Below are 17,720 nucleotides of genomic sequence, written 5' to 3'. Positions count from 1 at the left end.
GTTCTCTACGGCTTGGGCGCGTCGCTGACAAAGCGCGCGACCGAGTCCCTGAACGCCTGGACGTCCTTGTTCAGCTGCACCAGCTGCGCGACGCTCATGCCGCCGGCGGCGAACAGGGTCTGGCCCAGGCACGTGCTGCGGGCCTGCATGTCGTGGCCGGCGTCGGTCAGGCTGACGACCACCTGGCGCTCGTCGGCCGGATTGCGCACCCGGCTGACCAGGCCCGCGCCCTCCATCCGCTTGACCAGGGGCGTGACGTTGCTGGAGTCCAGGCCCAGCCGCTCGCCGATCGCGCCCACGCTGAGGCCGTCGGTCTCCCACAGGGCGCTCAGGACCAGGTACTGCGGATAAGTGATCTCCAGCGCGTCCAGCAGCGGCTTGTAGGCGCGGTTGATCGCCAGGCTGGCCCCGTAGAGCGAGAAGCACAGCTGCTGATCCAGCGTGGGGATGTAGTCGGACACGGGAAGCTCCTGATCGTCGGTCTTTCCTACCGCGAAATTAGATGTCGTGACAAATAATGCCTGGACTCACGGGTGGTGGATCTGTAGATGACCTTCATATGTCGCGACATATAATGTCTCGGCATGGAAATTTCAGCTTCAGGGAGGCCGTCATGGCCCAGGTCGACAACGTTCAGCGCGACGGTCTCAAGCGCTACTATTTCCTGCGGGCCGGCGTGTCGGTCGCCTGGATCATCGCGGCCGTGGCGGTCGGGACCAGCAATCCGCTGCTCGGTGGCGTGCTGCTGGTCGCCTATCCGGCCTGGGACGCCCTGGCCAACGCCTTCGACGCCCGGTCCAACGGCGGGTTCGCGGCCAATCCGCCACAGACCTTCAACCTGGTCGTCAGTCTGGTGGTCGCCGGCGCCGTGCTGCTGGCCCTGCAGGCCGATCCGCGCCGGGTGCTGACCGTGTTCGGCGTCTGGGCGGCGTTCTCGGGCCTCTTGCAGCTGATCGCCGGCGCCCGCCGCTGGCGCTCGGTGGGCGGCCAGTGGCCCATGGTGCTGAGCGGCGCCCAGTCGGTACTGGCCGGGGTGTTCATGATCGCCGGCTCGCTCAAGGCCGGCGGGCATCCGCCCGCGCCGATCGAGATCGCGCCGTATGCGGGCTTCGGGGCGTTTTACTTCTTGGTGGCGGCGATCGCGCTGACCTTGAAGGGGCGCAAGGCGGCGTAGGCAGAGGGACCGTCCTCGCCCGGAGTTTATCCTCGGGCCGACCCTGGTCGGACCCGGGGGACAGGCTCAGGGTGAGGACTACTTTTGAAAGCGGTCCAGTAGAAAACCTCATCCTGAGCTTGTCGAAGGACGAGGTTTTCGGCTCCGCTGCGCTTAGACCGCGCCTTCTTCCACCAGGAACGCCCGCAGCGCCGCGCGATCCACGTCCTTGGCCACGAAGGCGTCGCCGATCCCGCGCACGAGCACGAAGGTCAGCTTGCCGCCCTCGGCCTTCTTGTCCTGGCCGCAGTGGGCGACGAGCGCGTCGGCGTTGAAGGGTTCGGGGCGGACATCGGCCATCGTGGTCGGCAGGCCGGCGGCCTTGATGGCGGCTTCGGCGCGGACGGCGTCCTGGCTGGGGCACAGGTCCTGCTTGGCCGAGAAGCGGAAGGCCTGGGCCATGCCCACGCCGACGGCCTCGCCGTGCTTCAACGCGTCGCCGAAGCCCATCTCGGCCTCGATCGCGTGACCGAAGGTGTGGCCCAGGTTCAGCAGCGCCCGACGGCCGGCTTCCTTCTCGTCTTCCTCGACGATCTCGGCCTTCATCTCCACCGAGCGGCCGACGGCGCGGACCAGGGCGTCGACGTCGCGCTCCAGCACGGCGTGGACGTTCTTTTCCAGCCACTCGAAGAAGGCGAAGTCGCCCAGCAGGCCGTACTTGATGATCTCGGCATAACCACAAGCCAGCTCGCGAGCGGGCAGGGTGCAGAGCACGTCCAGGTCGGCCAGCACCAGGCGCGGCTGGTGGAAGGCGCCGATCAGGTTCTTGCCGCGCGGGGTGTCGATGGCGGTCTTGCCGCCGACCGAGCTGTCGACCTGGGCCAGCAGCGTCGTCGGCACCTGCACGAAGTCGATGCCACGCTTGTAGATCGCCGCCGCGAAGCCGGCGAGATCGCCCACGACGCCGCCGCCAAAGGCCACGATCTGGTCGCCGCGCTCCAGGCCAAGCGCCAGAAGGCGGTCGGACAGGTCCTGCAGGCCCTCGAAGCTCTTGCTCTCCTCGCCGGGCGGGATGGTGATGACGTCGACGGCGACGCCGGCCTTTTCCAGCGAGACGGCCAGGCGCTCGCCGTGGTGCTCGCCGACGTTCGAGTCGGTGACGATGGCCACGCGCTTGCGTTTGCCCAACACGGGCGCGATGCGCTCGCCGGCCTTGTCGATCAGGCCAGGACCGATGACCACGTCATAGGCGCGATCGCCCAGGCCCACGGGAACGGTGCGGATCATGGGTGAAACTCCTACTCGGTAGCGGGCTGAGCGCGCAGGGCGGCCAGGATGGCCTCGACCGCCACCATGTGCGGCGTGTCGCCGGTCTGGACGTGCACCTGGGCCTCGGCATAGGCGGGATTGCGGGTCTCGGCCAGCTGGGTCAGCACCTGGACGGGATCCTTGCCCTTGACGAGCGGCCGGTTGTCCTTGCGCGAGACGCGGCGGGCCAAGAGCTCGACATCGGCCTTCAGCCAGACCGAGACGGCCTTCTCGTTGATCAGGGCGCGGGTCTCGGGATTGACGAAGGCCCCGCCGCCGGTGGCCAGCACGTGTGGCGGCTCGTCCAGCAGGCGGCCGATCACCCGGCGCTCGCCGTCGCGGAAGGCCGACTCGCCCAGCTCGGCGAAGATCTCGGAGATCGAGCGGCCGGCGGCGGCCTCGACCTCGTTGTCGGCGTCGCGGAACGGCAGGTCCAGCACGCCGGCCAGGCGGCGGCCGACGCTGGATTTCCCCACGCCCATCAGCCCCACCAGAACGATGGTCTTCTCGCGCAGCGGGGCGAGATCTTCGGGCGTGTGAGCGAGTTCGGTCATGATGCGGTCGCGGGTTTACACGAGGGTTGGGTCAACCGCCAAGTTTGCGAGAACTCCGTCATGCGTCATAACCGGTCCATGGTCCTCATCATGCGTTCCTCGCAAGCGCTCGCGCTGCTTCTCGCCCTGGGTGTTTCGGCCCCTGTCGCCGCTCAAGAAGAGGTCAAGGTCACCAGCCTGGCCGCGCCCGACTACTTCTCCAGCCCCGTGGCCGACACCGGCCTTGGCGGTGATCTGTGGAAGGATGCGGCGCCCGATATCCTGCGCGACGTCCTGCCCAAGCTCGGCGGTCCCAAGCCCCTGTCGCCGGCTTTCGCCAGCCTGGCCAAGCGCCTGCTGTCGACCGGCGCCAATGGCCCGGCCGGGGTGGGCGACAATGTCGAGATGGGCGCCCAGCGGGCCCTGGCCCTGATCGCCCTGGGCGAAGCCAAGGGCGCCAACACCATCCTGGACCGCGCGACCGGCGCGGCCGGCAGCAGTGCGCTGTCGATGGCCACCGCCGAGGCGGCCCTGATCGCCGGCGACGACGACAAGGCCTGCAGGACCCAGGACGCCCTGACCGTCGACCGCGGCGGCGCCTACTGGCTGCGCCTGCGGGCCTTCTGCCAGCTGAAGGCCGGCCAGAATGACCCCGCCCAGCTGACCTTCCAACTGGCCCAGAACGCCACGAAAGACGCCGACTACGCTCGCCTGATGGGCGCGGCCCTCAGCGGCACGGCGCCGGGCGCGGCCAACCTGAAGAACGGGGTGAACTACGCCCTGTCGCGTCGCCTGAACCTGGACATCCGGTCGGCCGCCGCCATCGCCTCGGCGTCGCCGGCGCTGAAGCCCCTGATCAAGACCAGCGGCGACATCTCCGGCGTGTCGTCGGGCGCGGACCTGACGGCGCAGGAGGCCTCGGACCTGGCGTTCCTGCGCCAGGCCAAGACCCTGACCGCCTTCATCGACGCCGCCCACGCCTCGGCCGCCTCGATCGCGACCCTGGCCGCGGCCGGCGGACCCTTGCAGGACCCGGTGCTGATGGCCCGCGCGGCCCTGGCGGCCGGCGACGTCGCCAGCGCCCAGGCGATCCGCAGCCGCCTGGTGCAGGACAGCATCCCCGGCGCGACCGCCGCCGACCTGGCCGTGCTGGACGCCCTGATCGCGGCGGCTTCCGGCAAGGTCGACAACCAGGTGCTGGGCAACCTCGTGGCGCGGGGCGCCTCGGGCGGTCCGAAGTCGTCGGCTCAGCCCGCCGCGGCCCTGCTGGCCAGCCTGGGCGGCGGCTTGGACCCCGACGCTCGCGCCCAGTTCGCCGCCTTCGACCTGGCCAAGTCCGTCGCCTCGCCGGCGCGGATGCAGGTGCTGGAGGACGCCGGCGCGGCCAAGCGCAAGGGCGAGGCGGGCCTCTTGGCCCTGTCGATCGCCGTCGACAGCGGCGCCACCGGCCCGATCCCCGCCGACCGCGCCCGCATCGCTCGCGCCCTCAACCACGCCGGCCTGACCGCCGACGCCCGCGCCATCGTCGTCGAGGGCCTGCTGGGTCTGGCCTTCACGAAATGAGCACCAAGGGCGCAGGCTGGGTCGACGCCTTCCTGGAGATGATGGCTGTCGAGCGCGCGGCCGCCCGCAACACCCTGACCGCCTACGGCAAGGACCTGGACGACGCCCGGACCTACCTGGCCGGCAAGGGTCAGGACCTGGACGACGCCGACGCCGAGACGATCGAGGCCTATTTCCAGGATCTCGCCGCTCGCGGCCTGTCGCCGGCCACCGCCGCTCGCCGCCGCTCGGCCGTGCGCCAGTTCTACCGCTTCGTGCTGGGCGAGACCTGGCGCGCCGACGACCCCTCCCGCCGCGTCGCCGCGCCCAAGGCCGGCCGCCCGCTGCCCAAGGTGCTGGAGCGCGACGAGATCGAGCGCCTGCTGGTCGCCGCCATCCGCAAGGACGGCGCGCAGGGCCTGCGCCTGTCGTGCATGATCGAGCTGATCTACGCCTCGGGCCTGCGGATCTCCGAGCTGTTGGCCCTGCCGCTGACGGCCCTGGCGCGCGATCCGGCCTACCTGATCGTCAAGGGCAAGGGCGGCAAGGAGCGGCTGGCGCCCCTGAACGACGCCGCCCGCACGGCGGTGAAGGCCTATCTGGCCGAGCGTTCCAGCTTCCTGCCCAAGGGCGCGAAAGACAGCCCGTGGCTGTTCCCCTCGCGCGGCTCCACTGGCCGCCTGACCGCCCGCCGCGTCGGCCAGCTCTTGGAAGACGCCGCCATCGCCGCCGGAATCGACCGCGAGAAGGTCAGCCCGCACGTCCTGCGCCACGCCTTCGCCACCCACCTGCTGGAAGGCGGCGCCGACTTAAGGGTCATCCAGACCTTGCTTGGCCACGCTGACATTGCGACCACCCAGATCTACACCCACGTGGCCGGCGAGCACTTGCAGCACGTCGTCCAGACCAAGCACCCGCTTGGCAGAAAGCGCTAGAGAGCCATGAGCGAAGAGACCCGCGACTCCAACGGAACCCTGCTGGCCGACGGCGACACCGTCACCCTGATCAAGGACCTCAAGGTCAAGGGCTCGGGCGGCGTCACCCTCAAGCGCGGCACGGTGGTCAAGAAGATCCGCCTGACCGGCGATCCCGACGAGATCGAGGCCAATGTCGACAAGGTGAAAGGCCTGGTTCTGCGCACGGAATTCGTGAAGAAGGCCTGATGCGCGCTCTGTTGTCCCGCCGGGGCCTGGGGCTGTCCGCCCTGGCCCTGGCCATGTCTGCTTCCCACGGGGCGAGCGCCGCCGAGTATGGGTTCAAGGACCTGTTGAAAGGGCCTGGCGCGCCCCGCGTCGGCCCGGCCGACGCCGATGTCGTCATCGTCATGTATGCCGACTACAACTGCGGCTACTGCAAGCGCATGGAGCCGGTCCTGGCCAACGCGCTGAAGGCCGACCGCCGGCTGGCCGTCGTCCATAAGGAATGGCCGATCTTCGGCGATGTGTCCGAGCGCGCCGCACGGGTGGCGCTGGCGGCGATCTACCAGGGCCGCTACGAGGCGGTGCATCGGGCCTTCATGCTGTCGCCCACGCGATTGAGCGACATCCAGACCGTCGATGCGGTCGCGCGGCAGAGCGGTGTCGACTGGACGCGGCTGGTCGGCGACCTGAAGACCCACGGCGACGACATCGACGCCATCCTGGCCCGCAACGAGCGCGAGGCGCGGTTGCTGACCCTGCAGGGCACGCCTGGCCTGGTGATCAACGGCTACCTGCTGCGCGGGGCGCTCTCGGACGCGGACCTGAAGACCTTGGTCGAGAAGATCCGTGGGCTGCGGTCGGCGCCGCCCTCGGCCTAGCTGTTCCGAGCCTTTTAACGCTGCCGTGGGAAGGTGGCCCTTCGACAGGCCAGAACGGCCGGGTGAGGGCGAAAGCCATGATGGTGGCGGGACAGGCCGGGACGATGGTCCTGGCGGCCTATGGGGCCAAGGCGCTGGGCGTTGCGACCAGCGCGGCCGAACCCGAGAAGAAGACCCCCGAGGCCGAGGCGCTGGACCGCCTGAAGGCCAGCCAGCGGAACGACCGCAAGACCGCCATCGGCGACGCCAAGGGCCGCGCCCGCGAGAAGCTGCAGCGGCTGATGGAAAAGCTGAAGCTGCTCAAGAAGCTGTACGCCAACGACCCCAAGATGATGGCCAAGACCCTGGCGGCGGCGGCCAAGGAGCTGCAGGGCGCGGTCAAGGACTACGCCAAGGCCGCCAAGGACAGCGGCGAGATGTTCAAGGCCGACTTCGCCGCCGCGCCCGACGCCTCGCTCACCCCCGACCAGCAGTTGTCGGCCCGCAAGGACCTGGAGGACCAGGCCAAGGCGGAAGCCAGCTTCGACATGGACTTCATCAAGTCGGTGCGCAGCCTGGCCAACGCCCTGAAGGACGACCTCTCCACCGCCAAGACCAAGGGCATCCTGACCCAGCCGGGCAAGTTCGAGCGCTCCGACGAGGTCAAAGAGGCCGAGGAGACCCTGAAGGACCTCGAGACGATGACCGAGGACCTGGATCAGCAGATCCGCCGCGACATGCCGCCGGGCAGCCTGATGAAGCTGGAAGCCTAGGCCTTCGGCCTGGCGCGCCCGCGCCGGATCGCCTTCACCGCCATCGCCGCCAGGGCCAGCAGGCCGGCCGGGACGATGGCCAGCAGCCAGACCACGATGACGAGCAGCAGCTGCAGGGTGGTGACGACCACCACCAGCGCTCGGTTTTCCGGCCTCCAACCGTTCGTACGCAGGGAGGGCCAGGACACGGCAGACCTCGCGGTGTTGGCGGCACGTCGCCGGATCGGCGGCGACATGCCGCCCGCCTCGCCCGGACGGGAATCGAGCCGGAAGAGGGGCGTCGTCTTGATCGCGACGCCCCTCGCCCTTCTTGCGCCCCACCGCGCGAGCCCTTCGAAAGCCGTTGCTCACACAGCCGTCGACACGGCCTAGTTGCCCCGCGCGCGCCGGCGGAGCAATGTCGGGGCTGTCGCAAGATGTGATGACGTCGTGTGACGAGAGTTCCGAGACGCCTTTTGCTACAAGGGTTTGCCCTGGGGTTTTGTCCCGAGGACGAGGAAAGCCGAATGAGCATGGAAGCCGCGTCGTCGACGCCGCTGAAGGTCGCCCTGGTCGAGGACGACGCCGCGTTCCAGCAGGCGTTTCGCACCGCCCTGGCCGCCGCGCCGGACCTGGCGATGGTCGGGGTCGCCGCCACAGCCGCCGAGGCGCGCGCCATGCTGGGCCAGCCGCCCTGCGACGTGCTGGTCGTCGACCTCGGCCTGCCCGACGGTTCGGGCGTCGACATCATCGGCGAGGCCCACACCCGCTGGCCCGGCTGCGCGATCATGGTCGCCACCACCTTCGCCGACGAGCGTCACGTCATCGCCTCGATCGAGGCCGGGGCCAGCGGCTATCTGCTCAAGGACAGCCCGCTGCCGACCATCGCCGAGGACATCCGCGTCCTGCACGCCGGCGGCAGCCCGATCAGCCCCCGCATCGCCCGCCAGGTGCTGATGCGCTTCCGCCCCGACGAGAGGCCAGCCGAAGAGAGCGCCGAAGTCGAAAAGTCCGGCATCCCCAGCCTGTCCGAGCGCGAGAAGGAGACGCTGCAGCTGATCACCCGCGGCTTCTCGTTCGAGGAGATCGCCGAACTGATGGGCGTGTCGCGCAACACGGTGCTGACCTTCGTGCGCCGCATCTACGCCAAGCTGGAAGTACGCTCCAAGACCGAGGCCGTGTTCGAGGCCCGCGCCTATGGCCTCCTCTAGGCTGAAGCTGACCGAACATCGCTGGTTTCCGTGGGTGGCCTGGGTCCTGGCGGGGCTGCTCGCCCTGGCCGTAGCGTTCGTGGTCGAGTCCAGGTCCGGCGGCGCGCGCCTGACCGCCGCGCGGATGACCGCCATCGACACGGTGGGCTATCAGCCGCCCCCGTCGACCAGTCCGAAAACGATCCAGGCCAGCGGCCAGGTGGTGACCATGCCGCACGCGCCGCCGCCGCTGTTCGCGCCCACGGCCGAGACCTCGCCCCAGCGCATCGCCACCCGCGTCACCTGGTACTCGCTGAGCGTCCCGCCGCTGCCGGACGACGGCCGCCAGCTCTATCTCTACATTCCGCGCTGGAAGTCGGACGGCTCGCTGGCGATCTATGCGGACGGGCATCTGATCCATCAGTCGCACGCCAACCTGCAATGGAACGGCTCCAACGAGCCGCTGCTGATCAAGCTGCCGCGCACCGACGTCTCGCATCCGCCCCACACGCTGGACGTCCGGATGCAGCACGTGCGGGGCATCGGCGGGGCGTTCTCGTCGGTGTGGATCGGGACCTATCGCCAGCTGGCCCCGCGCTACACGATCCGCGAGATCCTGCAGGTGCAGCTGACCTCGTTCTCGTCCTTCGCCTTCCTGGCGACGGGGGTGTTCGCCTTCTTCGTCTGGCTCACCCGGCGCAACGAGCCGATCTACCTGCTGTATTTTCTGACCTCGGCGGTGGTCTTCGTGCGGATGCTGCACACCTTCGTCGGGGTGCATCCGCTGGTCGTGTCGGACGCGTGGTTCGGCTGGCTCACCGTGATCTCGCCCTACTGGATGGTCATCGTGCTGCACCTGTTCGTGGCCGAGCTGCACGGCAAGCGCCAGCCGCTGCTGACCGGCGCTGCCCTGCTGATGGGCGGGTTCTGGACGATCGCCACGCTGCCGGGGCTGCTGGACCCGACGCTGTTGTCGGCCCCCGTCTACATCAACCTGCTGGTGCTGGGCCTGATCGTGGCCTTCAACGGCGTGCGCCAGTCGCTGCGTTTCAAGTCGCGCGACGCCATGCTGCTGTCGGCCTGGTGCCTGATCACCGTGCTGTCGGGCATCTACGACCTGGCCCTGCAGCAGAACCTGATCAGCATCGAGAGCGTGTTCGTCAGCAACTTCACGGGCGTCGGGTTCACGCTGCTGTTCTGGTACATCATGTTTGGCCGCTACATCGAGGCGCTGGAGACGGCGACCCAGGCCAAGGCCGACCTGGCCCGGCGCCTGGCCCAGCGCGAGGCCGAGCTGACCGCCAGCCACGCCAAGCTGCGCGAGGTCGAGCGCCGCGAGCTGCTGCACCAGGAGCGCCAGCGGCTGATGCAGGACATGCATGACGGCCTGGGCTCGACCCTGGTCGGCGCGCTGCGCGCCTTCGAGGGCAACCGCACCGCCGATCTCGACACGGTCAGCATCCTGCGCGGCTGCATCGACGATCTGAAGCTGACCATCGACTCGATGGAGCCGGTCGAGACCGACCTGCTGCTGCTCTTGGCCACCCTGCGCTTCCGCCTGCAGCCGCGCCTGGAGGCGGCCGGGGTCAAGCTGGTCTGGGACGCCGGCGAGGTCCCGCCGCTGGAATGGCTGGACCAGCGCCACGCCCTGCACATCCTGCGGATCATGCAGGAGGCGATCGCGAACGTCCTCAAGCACAGCGGCGCGCGCACCGTGACCGTCTCGGTGCGGACCGAAGGCGACCAGGTGGTGGTACGGGTGCAGGACGACGGCCGGGGCTTTGCCCCGACCACCCTGCCGACCGGCGCCTTGTCATCAGGGGGGCGCGGCCTGACCAACCAGCTCAGCCGCGCCGAGGCGATCGGCGGCGCCATCCGCTGGGAAGAGGCCGAGCGCGGCAGCAGCCTGGCCCTCGTCCTGCCGGTCAGCAAGCTTCGGGGGCTGGTCTCCTAGTTCCGCTCATCCCCGCGAAAGCGGGGATCCAAGCCGAGTTTCCAGAGATCGTTCTGAGTGTCAGCTTGGGTCCCCGCTTTCGCGGGGATGATCGGTTTTAGGTCTCGTCCCGAGCGGCCGCCTGGATCGCGGCGACGTCGATCTTCTTCATGCCCATCATGGCCTGGAAGGCGCGGCCGGCGGCGGCGCGGTCGCTGCTGGTGGTGGCCTCGATCAGCTGGCGCGGCGTGACCTGCCAGGACAGGCCGAAGCGGTCCTTCAGCCAGCCGCACTGGCTTTCCTGCCCGCCGTCGGCGGTCAGCGCGTTCCAGTAGTGGTCGACCTCGTCCTGGCCGTCGCAGTCGATGACGAACGAGAAGGCCTCATCGAGCTTGAAGGTGGGCCCCGCGTTCAGGGCGGTGATCTTCTGGCCGTCGATCTCGAAGGCCACGGTCATCACCTTGCCGGGCTTGCCGCCGCCGGGGGCTTCGCCGGGATAGTAGTCGACGCTGGTGATCTTCGAATTGGGGAACAGCGAGACGTACAGCTTGGCGGCGTCTTCGGCCTGGTTGTCGAACCACAGGAATGGGGTGATCTTGGGCATGGGTCGTCCTCCATTGTCGTGACCCTAGGACGGTCGAGCGACGGTCGTTCCGACATGTGCTTGAAGAAAATCGTGCGGGCGATTGGTCGTTGCGCCGGGAAGCTTGCCTGATCCTCCACATCGGCGCGAGGCGCCTGGGCTTGCCGCGCATCGAACCCATCTTCGTCGTCACCCAAAGAAGGAGCCTCCTCATGAAGACGCGCAAACTCGGCGACGGCCTGGAAGTGTCGGCCATCGGCCTCGGCTGCATGGGGATGGGCCATGTCTACGGCACGGCGCTGGAGACCGGCGACGCCCACAAGGTGCTGGCCAAGGCCGTCGACCTGGGCGTGACCTTCTTCGACACTGCCGAGGTCTATGGCCCTTATCTCAACGAGGAACTGGTCGGCGCGGGCCTGAAGCCCTTCCGCGACAAGGTCGTGATCGCCACCAAGTTCGGCTTCGACATCGCCCCCGAGGGCGCCGGCGAGGGCTATGCCCGCATGCGCGGCGTCAACAGCCGCCCCGAGCACATCCGCGCCGTGGCCGAGGCCTCGCTGAAGCGCCTGGGCATCGAGACGATCGACCTGTTCTACCAGCACCGCGTCGACCCGAACGTGCCGATCGAGGACGTGGCGGGCGCGGTGAAAGACCTGATCGCCGAGGGCAAGGTCAAGCACTTCGGCCTGTCGGAAGCCGGCGCGGCGACCATCCGCAAGGCCCACGCCGTCCAGCCCGTCGCGGCCCTGCAGAGCGAATATTCGCTGTGGTTCCGCGAGCTGGAGGCCGAGATCATCCCGACCCTGCGCGAGTTGGGCGTGGGCCTGGTGCCCTACAGCCCGCTGGGCCGCGGCTTCCTGACCGGCGCGATCAAGCCCGGCGCCCTGGCCGACAACGACTTCCGCCGGGGCCTGCCGCGCTTCCAGGGCGAGGCCCTGGCCAAGAACTTCTCGGTGGTCGAGGCCCTGACCGCCATCGCCGCCGACAAGGGCGTCACCCCGGCCCAGCTGGCCCTGGCCTGGATCCTGGCCCAGGGCGAGGACATCGCCCCGATCCCCGGCACGACCAAGATCGCCCGCCTGGAGGAGAATGTCGGCGCCGTCGACGTGACCTTCTCGGCCGATGAACTGGCCCGCATCGCCGCCGCCGTGCCGGAAACGGCGTTGGAAGGCGAGCGCTATGCCCCCGCCGGCCTGGCGATGGTGGGCCGTTGACACTGGAGGGGCCGGCGCACCGCGTCGGCTCCTTTGGTATTGTTGTGAAGGCGACCGTACAGCCCGCCGTTGCGTGCTAGAAAAGTCGCGCTGCAAGCTGAGCCATTTTCGCGTCAGCGCGTTACAGGCCGAGCAGGTGAGCAGTGGGGCGCTCGACGACGATGGCTGACGGCTATGTCACAGGTGATGATGTCACGGGGCTCGATCCCGCGATCGCCCATGTCTTCATTACCGACGAACTGCTGACCCGGCCCATCAAGCCAGCCGACCACCTGCGCGAGAAGCAGGCGATCCAGGACCTGGCCATGCGCATGGCCGACCAGCCCGAGCAGATGCTGCCGCGCTTCGTCGACCTGGCCATGGAGCTGACCGGCGGCGTCTCGGCGGGGCTCAGCCTCTACGAGCCCGAGCCCGCCCCCGGCGTGTTCCGCTGGCGCTATCTGCGCGGCAGCCTGTCGCCGTTCGAGGAGGCGACGACCCCGCGCAACTTCAGCCCCTGCGGCGTCACCCTGGACCGCAACGGCCCGACGCTGTCGCGCCATCCGGAGCTGGTCTACGACTGGATCGTCGATGCGGGCATCACCGTGCCCGAGGTCATGCTGGTCCCGCTAAGCTTCGGCGGCTGCCTGCCGATCGGCACGCTGTGGATCGTCTCCGACAAGGAAGGCTGGTTCGACGCCGGCCACGCCCGCTGCATGACCGAGCTGGCCGCCTTCCTGGGCATCGCCCTGCGCATGCTGGACGGCGAGCGCCAGTTGCAGGCCGCGCTGGAAGAGCAGGAGACCCTGACCAAGGAGATGAGCCACCGGGTCAAGAACCTGTTCGCCATCATCGACGGCATGATCCGCGGCACGGCCCGCAGCGCCGCCGACAAGCCCGACATGGCCCGCGCCCTGTCTGGCCGCCTGCACGCCCTGGCCAGCGCCCACACCCTGGTGTCGCGCAAGCTGCACGAGGTGGGCCGCGCCCCGCGCGCCGGCGACGTCGGGGCCCTGATCCAGGCCGTCGTGGCGCCGCATGAGCACACCGACCTTGGCCTGCCGTCGCGGTTCTCGCTGGACGGACCGTACGTGCCCTGCGGCGATCACGCCATCAACGGCGTGGCCCTGGTCTTCCACGAGATGACCACCAACGCCATCAAGTACGGCGCCCTGTCGAACGACCAAGGGCGCGTGGACGTGCGCTGGACCCTCGACGGCGACAGCCTGGACCTGCGCTGGCGCGAACACGACGGCCCGGCGGTGGTCGGCGCCCCAGCCGCCAAGGGCTTCGGCAGCGCCCTCGTCCGCAACACCGTCGCCGGCCAGTTCGGCGGCAGCGTGGACTACGACTGGGCCGCGGGCGGCCTGACCGTGGCGATGAGGCTGCCGCTGGCGAAGGTGGCGCTGTAGGAAGACCGAAACCTCGTTCTTCGACAGGCCTAGGATGAGGTTTCTCTTGAAGCCGCATCAGAAGTCATCCTCACCCTGAGCTCTCGAACGCGAGGGCGGGCCATGGCGCGGAACGCCCGGCCACCACCCCGCATTGTCGGGTCATGCTCGAACTGATCCTCGACCTCGGCAACATCCTGGGCGGCTTCCTGCTGGCCATCGGCCTCTTGGCCCTGATCCCCAAGGCCGGCGGCGACCTCGATCGCTTCGCCGGGCGCCTCTCGCCGTTCCGCTGGATCGTCGGCGTCGCGGCCCTGGTGTGCGGCGGCTATTTCCTGATCGTCCACCTGACCAGTGGGCCGCGGATTTTCCACTTCGAGCTGGTCGGGATCGCGGTGGGCGTGCTGCTGCTGTGGGATCGCCTGCGGGCCGGGCGCGCCCGGCCGGCCAGCGGCGCCAGCGGACCGGGCCTGATCCTGGCCGTGTTCGGCGTCATCGCCATGATCGTCGGCCTGCAGGGGATCTTCACCCCGGACTGAGGCCGACGCCGATTTCCTGCCTCTCCTCCGCAGGCTGCTGACAGAATCCGGTCGTGGATCCGCAAGTTTCGGGCGGAGCCGCATCGGGAGGCGGCTTAAGGCGCAAAGACGTCTTTCCGGGAGGATCCCATGCACTCGACCATCCGACGCGCCGCCGTGCTGGCCGCCGCCACCTGCGCCTTGGCCGGTCCGGCTTTCGCCACGGTGGAGGCCCCGGAGCGCCAGGCCCTCGACGACGCCTGGTGGACCGGGCCGCTGCTGGCCTCGGGCGCCTCGACCCTGCCCAAGGGCCACATCCTGTTCGAGCCCTATCTGTACGACGCCAAGCCGTACGGAAGCTTCGACGCCAGCGGCAAGCGCAAGAGCGCCCCGGACGCCGACAACATCGGCTCGTCGGCCTACATGCTGTACGGCGTCACCGACACCCTGACGGCCGGCTTTATCCCGCATCTGGGCTACAAGCGGTCCCGCGGGCGCTGGAGCCAGGGGCTGGGCATCGGCGACCTGACCGCCCAGGCCCAGTACCGCCTCCTGAAGTACGAGGAGGGCAAGCGCGTCCCGACCGTCTCGATCATGCTGCAGGAGAACCTGCCGATCGGTCGCCACGACAGGCTGGACGACCGGCCCAATGACGGCTTCGGCAGCGGGGCCTACGCCACCACCGTCGGGATCAATTCGCAGTACATCTGGTGGGCTCCGAACGGTCGCATCGTGCGTACGCGCCTGAACGCCCAATACACGCGCTCGGACAACACCCGGGTGCGCGGGGCCAGCGTCTACGGCACGTCCAAGGGCTTCATGGGCAAGGCCCAGCCGGGCGACAGCTTCCTGGTCGACCTGGCGTTCGAGTACAGCATCACCCGCAAATGGGTGGCGGCCATGGACTTCGGCTGGCAGCGCGACGCCTCGACCAAGGTGACCGGCAGGCTGAACGGCGCGGTCTTCGAGCGGCGCTACCCGGTCAGCAAGGCGCTGATCCTGGCCCCGGCGGTGGAGTACAACTTCAACAGCCGGGTCGGGGTGATCGTTGGCGCCCGGATCATCCCGGCGGGCCGCAACACCACGGCCTCGGTAACCCCGGCCATCGCCTTCAACTACGTGCGCTGAGGCGCCGGAAACGCGAGTCGCGTCTCGCAAAACTAAAATGGTCAGTACTACTTTTGCGACATCCGGTCGCGATTGAGAACGATGATCGTGTAGCGAAGTTATCTGTTATCTCGTTGAAAATAGTGGGAAAATTATGGCGCGATGCGTGCGGATAAGCGCGACCGCGCGGCCCCCGTGCGACATATTGGACTTTGTCCGCATCCGTCAGGTTGTCCCATGCTCTCCCTCGAGTTGTTTGGGAGGGGGTTCCCATGAAGAGAGTACTGGTCGTCGAGAGCCAACCGCTGATGCGCGCGGCGATCGTCCGTCTGCTGGGAACGGCGTGGCCCAAGGCCAGCATCGTCGAGGCCGCCGACCTGGCCGGCGTCGACGCCGCCTGCCGGGCGGGCAATGTCGGCCTGGTGATCCTGGAGCCGGCCTTGCCCGACGCCACGGGCTTGGGCGCGCTGATCGCCGTGCAGCGCCGCCTGCCGGACGCGCCGGTGGTGGTCTATACCGCGCGCCGTGACGACCAGGTGATCAGCTCCAGCAACGCCCTGGGCGCGGCCGGCTATGTCCACAAATCCGCTGAGATCGACGAGCTGCTCGGCGTGCTGCGCGCCGCCGCCGCCGGGGCGCGCTCGTTCCCGTCGCTGAACGGCGCCGTCACCGCCGACCAGGAGATCGCCGCCATGCGCAAGCGCCTGGCCTCGCTGACCGCCACCCAGATGAAGGTGCTGATGAGCGTCGCCGACGGCCGGCTGAACAAGCAGGTGGCCGCCGACTTCAACGTCTCGGAAGCCGCGATCAAGGCCCACCTCACCGGCATCTTCCGCAAGCTGGGCGTCCATAATCGCACCCAGGCCATGCTGGCGCTGCAGCCCGTGCTGGGCAGCCAGATGATGGCGGCCTAGGCCGCCGCGCCGTCGCGCCCGAACCGGGCCCGCAGGGTCATCACCGCCTCGCGGGCGATCTTCTGGGCGTCGTGCGCGCCCGGCGTGTCGTCGCCGAGGAAGGTGCCCAAGATCAGGGTCTCGTGTTCCAGCATGCCCAGCAGCTGGCGCGAGGCGGTCTCCGCCGCGCCCGGGGCGAAGCGGCCCTCCGCCGCCAGCCGCTCGAACAGCGCCACCGCCGACTGGTGGGCCTTCAGCCGGGTATGGGCGTCGAAATAGGCCAGGGCCTCGGGAAAGCGCCGGCCCTGCTTGCCCATGATACGAAACAGCGCCCGCAGGTCAGGGTCGTTCAACCGGTCCATGATCGCCAGGGCCAGCTTCTCGATCGGATCGCCATCCGGCGCGTGCAGATCGTTCAGCAGCTCGGACTCGATGTCGCCGGCCACCTGCTCGACGACGGCGCGGAACAGCTCGTCCTTGCTGGGGAAGTAGGCATAGACCGTCGCGGTGGAAACCTTGGCCTCCGCGGCGATGGCGCCCATCTTGGCCGGATCGAGGCCTTCGGCGAGAACGATGCGGCGCGCCGCATCAATGATCGCTTGAACCTTTTTACGCCCTGTCAGCCCTCTCGGCTGCCTGAGCATGGATACGCTCCTGACCCACTCGCTGGAAGATTGAGTCGACCTTAGCGGGTGGCGTTATGCGGGAGGAAGCCCAGATAAACCCAAAATAGTGTAAGCTACCCGACGTAAGCGCATTTCGGCGTCTATTGATCCAAAGCGCGTCATCCCGCCAAACTCGGGTCATGGCAGACAACCCGCTTCGCACGCTCGATTCCTTCGAACTTCTCAAGTTGGGGAAGGCGTCGGTGACGGTCGGCGGGCTGTTGGCCGGACTGCTGATCGTGGTGGCGGCTATCGTCGCCGCGCGCCTGACCTCGGCGGGCCTGCGCAAGCTGCGCGAACGGGCCGCCGGCAACGCCGCCTCGCTGTACATCGTCGAGAAGGTCGCCACCTACGGCTTGGTCGTCATCGGTGTTGTGGCCGGCCTGTCGACCATGGGCGTCGACCTGACCTCGCTGACCGTGTTCGCCGGCGCCCTGGGCGTGGGCGTCGGTCTGGGCCTGCAGGGGATCATCAAGGACTTCGCCTCGGGCGTCAGCCTAGTGTTCGAGCGGCTGGTGGCGGTGGGCGACTTCGTCGAGTTGCCCAATGGCGGTCGCGGCGTGGTGCACGAGATCGGCCCGCGCGCCACCCGCATCCGCACCAACGACAGCACCGACATCATCGTGCCCAACTCGGTGCTGGTGAACGACCAGGTGATCAACTGGACCCTGCGCAGCACCAATCGCCGCATCCGCGTGCCGTTCGTCACCGCCTTCGGCGCCGACAAGGACAAGGTGCGCGAGGCGGTGCTGAAGGCCGCCAAGGCCGCGCCCTACACCTCGCCCGACGACGCCACCCGCCGGGCCCAGGTCTGGCTGGTCGGCTATGGCGACAGTTCGCTGAAGTTCGAGCTGATCGTCTGGCCGACGGTCGAGGCGGTGCGCCGTCCCGCGGCGATCTTTGCGGCCTATACCTGGCTGATCGACGACGCCCTGCGCGGGGCGGGCATCGAAATCCCGTATCCGCAGCGCGACGTGCGCCTGCGCGGCCTGTTCGGCGAGGAGGGCGAGGACGCCCTGACCAGCCTCAAGCTGGAACCCGCCGCTCGCCGCCGCAAGGCCGCCAAGGCCTCCAGGTCGGGCTCCAGCAACGACGCCGCCGAGGACCTGGAGCGCGAGGATCCGGACGAGATGCCCAAGCCCGCGTCGCCGCCTGAACGGCGATAACCTTGACGCTCGTTTC

General features: G+C 68.9%; 20 protein-coding genes. 14 read left to right on the top strand and 6 right to left on the bottom strand.

The features are described 5' to 3' along the window. Positions 1-5 precede the first annotated feature (5 nt). A complete protein-coding gene (locus AC1RR5_RS14790) occupies positions 6-461 on the bottom strand; it encodes a MarR family winged helix-turn-helix transcriptional regulator (protein WP_492922399.1) in 456 nt (151 codons plus the stop codon). 152 nt (positions 462-613) lie between these two features. Here AC1RR5_RS14790 and AC1RR5_RS14785 point away from each other — a divergent pair, with 152 nt between their 5' ends. Continuing rightward, the gene (locus AC1RR5_RS14785; protein ID WP_492922398.1) at positions 614-1,174 is read left to right on the top strand and encodes a DUF308 domain-containing protein; all 561 of its coding nucleotides are present in this window, start codon (positions 614-616) and stop codon (positions 1,172-1,174) included. A gap of 153 nt (positions 1,175-1,327) precedes the next feature. On the opposite strand, the gene aroB is transcribed toward AC1RR5_RS14785, so the two are convergent. Next, positions 1,328-2,440, bottom strand: coding sequence for a 3-dehydroquinate synthase (gene aroB / locus AC1RR5_RS14780; protein WP_492922397.1), 1,113 nt, complete (start codon positions 2,438-2,440; stop codon positions 1,328-1,330). Positions 2,441-2,451: 11 nt separating this feature from the next. Next, the gene (locus AC1RR5_RS14775; protein WP_492922396.1) at positions 2,452-3,015 is read right to left on the bottom strand and encodes a shikimate kinase; all 564 of its coding nucleotides are present in this window, start codon (positions 3,013-3,015) and stop codon (positions 2,452-2,454) included. A 60-nt stretch (positions 3,016-3,075) separates the two neighbouring features. Here AC1RR5_RS14775 and AC1RR5_RS14770 point away from each other — a divergent pair, with 60 nt between their 5' ends. The 5 genes from AC1RR5_RS14770 (at position 3,076) to AC1RR5_RS14750 (ending at position 7,086) form a co-directional block, all read left to right on the top strand. Further along, on the top strand, positions 3,076-4,557 hold the full coding sequence (locus tag AC1RR5_RS14770; protein WP_492922395.1) for a hypothetical protein: 1,482 nt from the start codon (positions 3,076-3,078) through the stop codon (positions 4,555-4,557). Then, positions 4,554-5,471, top strand: coding sequence for a site-specific tyrosine recombinase XerD (locus AC1RR5_RS14765; protein ID WP_492922394.1), 918 nt, complete (start codon positions 4,554-4,556; stop codon positions 5,469-5,471). Before AC1RR5_RS14770 ends, AC1RR5_RS14765 begins: the two co-directional genes overlap by 4 nt. Before the next feature lie 6 nt (positions 5,472-5,477). Further along, on the top strand, positions 5,478-5,699 hold the full coding sequence (locus tag AC1RR5_RS14760; RefSeq protein ID WP_291871567.1) for an alkylphosphonate utilization protein: 222 nt from the start codon (positions 5,478-5,480) through the stop codon (positions 5,697-5,699). Continuing rightward, positions 5,699-6,334: a DsbA family protein gene (locus tag AC1RR5_RS14755; RefSeq protein WP_492922393.1), complete on the top strand. Its 636-nt coding sequence runs from the start codon at positions 5,699-5,701 to the stop codon at positions 6,332-6,334. Before AC1RR5_RS14760 ends, AC1RR5_RS14755 begins: the two co-directional genes overlap by 1 nt. 77 nt (positions 6,335-6,411) lie before the next feature. Next, a complete protein-coding gene (locus AC1RR5_RS14750) occupies positions 6,412-7,086 on the top strand; it encodes a hypothetical protein (protein WP_492922392.1) in 675 nt (224 codons plus the stop codon). Here the strand turns inward: AC1RR5_RS14750 and AC1RR5_RS14745 are convergent. Then, the gene (locus tag AC1RR5_RS14745; RefSeq protein ID WP_492922391.1) at positions 7,083-7,274 is read right to left on the bottom strand and encodes a hypothetical protein; all 192 of its coding nucleotides are present in this window, start codon (positions 7,272-7,274) and stop codon (positions 7,083-7,085) included. The genes AC1RR5_RS14750 and AC1RR5_RS14745 overlap by 4 nt on opposite strands. Positions 7,275-7,592: 318 nt before the next feature. On the opposite strand from AC1RR5_RS14745, the gene AC1RR5_RS14740 reads away from it, so the two are divergent. Together AC1RR5_RS14740 and AC1RR5_RS14735 are read left to right on the top strand one after the other, a co-directional pair. Then, positions 7,593-8,276 (top strand): response regulator, encoded by a 684-nt coding sequence (locus AC1RR5_RS14740; protein WP_492922390.1) that lies wholly within the window; start codon positions 7,593-7,595, stop codon positions 8,274-8,276. Continuing rightward, positions 8,263-10,209 carry a sensor histidine kinase gene (locus tag AC1RR5_RS14735; protein ID WP_492922389.1) on the top strand — a complete coding sequence of 649 codons (1,947 nt, stop codon included), beginning with the start codon at positions 8,263-8,265 and terminating at the stop codon, positions 10,207-10,209. The genes AC1RR5_RS14740 and AC1RR5_RS14735 overlap by 14 nt, the downstream gene beginning before the upstream one ends. 97 nt (positions 10,210-10,306) lie before the next feature. Here the strand turns inward: AC1RR5_RS14735 and AC1RR5_RS14730 are convergent, their stop codons facing one another. Next, positions 10,307-10,792 carry a VOC family protein gene (locus tag AC1RR5_RS14730; RefSeq protein WP_492922388.1) on the bottom strand — a complete coding sequence of 162 codons (486 nt, stop codon included), beginning with the start codon at positions 10,790-10,792 and terminating at the stop codon, positions 10,307-10,309. Between the two features lie 191 nt (positions 10,793-10,983). Between AC1RR5_RS14730 and AC1RR5_RS14725 the strand changes: the two genes are divergently transcribed. The 5 genes from AC1RR5_RS14725 (at position 10,984) to AC1RR5_RS14705 (ending at position 15,894) form a co-directional block, all read left to right on the top strand. Continuing rightward, positions 10,984-11,985, top strand: coding sequence for an aldo/keto reductase (locus tag AC1RR5_RS14725; RefSeq protein WP_492922387.1), 1,002 nt, complete (start codon positions 10,984-10,986; stop codon positions 11,983-11,985). Positions 11,986-12,146: 161 nt separating this feature from the next. Further along, a complete protein-coding gene (locus AC1RR5_RS14720) occupies positions 12,147-13,376 on the top strand; it encodes a sensor histidine kinase (protein WP_492922386.1) in 1,230 nt (409 codons plus the stop codon). A 143-nt stretch (positions 13,377-13,519) separates the two neighbouring features. Then, positions 13,520-13,894, top strand: a complete 375-nt coding sequence (locus tag AC1RR5_RS14715; protein ID WP_492922385.1) for a hypothetical protein — start codon at positions 13,520-13,522, stop codon at positions 13,892-13,894. A 129-nt stretch (positions 13,895-14,023) separates the two neighbouring features. After that, positions 14,024-15,001, top strand: a complete 978-nt coding sequence (locus AC1RR5_RS14710) for a transporter (protein ID WP_492922384.1) — start codon at positions 14,024-14,026, stop codon at positions 14,999-15,001. 251 nt (positions 15,002-15,252) lie between these two features. Further along, positions 15,253-15,894, top strand: coding sequence for a LuxR C-terminal-related transcriptional regulator (locus AC1RR5_RS14705; RefSeq protein WP_492922383.1), 642 nt, complete (start codon positions 15,253-15,255; stop codon positions 15,892-15,894). On the opposite strand, the gene AC1RR5_RS14700 is transcribed toward AC1RR5_RS14705, so the two are convergent. Beyond that, a complete protein-coding gene (locus AC1RR5_RS14700) occupies positions 15,891-16,517 on the bottom strand; it encodes a TetR/AcrR family transcriptional regulator (RefSeq protein ID WP_492922382.1) in 627 nt (208 codons plus the stop codon). The genes AC1RR5_RS14705 and AC1RR5_RS14700 overlap by 4 nt on opposite strands. Before the next feature lie 161 nt (positions 16,518-16,678). Here AC1RR5_RS14700 and AC1RR5_RS14695 point away from each other — a divergent pair, with 161 nt between their 5' ends. After that, complete coding sequence (locus tag AC1RR5_RS14695; RefSeq protein WP_492922381.1) at positions 16,679-17,704, top strand: mechanosensitive ion channel family protein; 1,026 nt, start codon at positions 16,679-16,681, stop codon at positions 17,702-17,704. The last annotated feature ends 16 nt before the right edge of the window (positions 17,705-17,720 follow it).

The sequence above is a fragment of the Caulobacter sp. GW821-FHT11E11 genome (genome assembly GCF_058808315.1).
This window is presented reverse-complemented; position numbering and strand designations above follow the sequence as displayed.

What these genes read in the sequence shown, in the direction of transcription:
- AC1RR5_RS14725 (WP_492922387.1), top strand. Translation starts at nt 10,984, where the DNA reads ATGAAGACGCGCAAACTCGGCGACGGCCTGGAAGTGTCGGCCATCGGC.
- AC1RR5_RS14760 (WP_291871567.1), top strand. Translation starts at nt 5,478, where the DNA reads ATGAGCGAAGAGACCCGCGACTCCAACGGAACCCTGCTGGCCGACGGC.
- AC1RR5_RS14770 (WP_492922395.1), top strand. Translation starts at nt 3,076, where the DNA reads ATGCGTCATAACCGGTCCATGGTCCTCATCATGCGTTCCTCGCAAGCG.
- AC1RR5_RS14700 (WP_492922382.1), bottom strand. Translation starts at nt 16,517, where the DNA reads ATGCTCAGGCAGCCGAGAGGGCTGACAGGGCGTAAAAAGGTTCAAGCG.
- AC1RR5_RS14730 (WP_492922388.1), bottom strand. Translation starts at nt 10,792, where the DNA reads ATGCCCAAGATCACCCCATTCCTGTGGTTCGACAACCAGGCCGAAGAC.
- AC1RR5_RS14715 (WP_492922385.1), top strand. Translation starts at nt 13,520, where the DNA reads ATGCTCGAACTGATCCTCGACCTCGGCAACATCCTGGGCGGCTTCCTG.
- AC1RR5_RS14765 (WP_492922394.1), top strand. Translation starts at nt 4,554, where the DNA reads ATGAGCACCAAGGGCGCAGGCTGGGTCGACGCCTTCCTGGAGATGATG.
- AC1RR5_RS14755 (WP_492922393.1), top strand. Translation starts at nt 5,699, where the DNA reads ATGCGCGCTCTGTTGTCCCGCCGGGGCCTGGGGCTGTCCGCCCTGGCC.
- AC1RR5_RS14775 (WP_492922396.1), bottom strand. Translation starts at nt 3,015, where the DNA reads ATGACCGAACTCGCTCACACGCCCGAAGATCTCGCCCCGCTGCGCGAG.
- AC1RR5_RS14740 (WP_492922390.1), top strand. Translation starts at nt 7,593, where the DNA reads ATGAGCATGGAAGCCGCGTCGTCGACGCCGCTGAAGGTCGCCCTGGTC.
- AC1RR5_RS14750 (WP_492922392.1), top strand. Translation starts at nt 6,412, where the DNA reads ATGATGGTGGCGGGACAGGCCGGGACGATGGTCCTGGCGGCCTATGGG.
- AC1RR5_RS14695 (WP_492922381.1), top strand. Translation starts at nt 16,679, where the DNA reads ATGGCAGACAACCCGCTTCGCACGCTCGATTCCTTCGAACTTCTCAAG.
- AC1RR5_RS14735 (WP_492922389.1), top strand. Translation starts at nt 8,263, where the DNA reads ATGGCCTCCTCTAGGCTGAAGCTGACCGAACATCGCTGGTTTCCGTGG.
- aroB (WP_492922397.1), bottom strand. Translation starts at nt 2,440, where the DNA reads ATGATCCGCACCGTTCCCGTGGGCCTGGGCGATCGCGCCTATGACGTG.
- AC1RR5_RS14720 (WP_492922386.1), top strand. Translation starts at nt 12,147, where the DNA reads ATGGCTGACGGCTATGTCACAGGTGATGATGTCACGGGGCTCGATCCC.
- AC1RR5_RS14710 (WP_492922384.1), top strand. Translation starts at nt 14,024, where the DNA reads ATGCACTCGACCATCCGACGCGCCGCCGTGCTGGCCGCCGCCACCTGC.
- AC1RR5_RS14705 (WP_492922383.1), top strand. Translation starts at nt 15,253, where the DNA reads ATGAAGAGAGTACTGGTCGTCGAGAGCCAACCGCTGATGCGCGCGGCG.
- AC1RR5_RS14785 (WP_492922398.1), top strand. Translation starts at nt 614, where the DNA reads ATGGCCCAGGTCGACAACGTTCAGCGCGACGGTCTCAAGCGCTACTAT.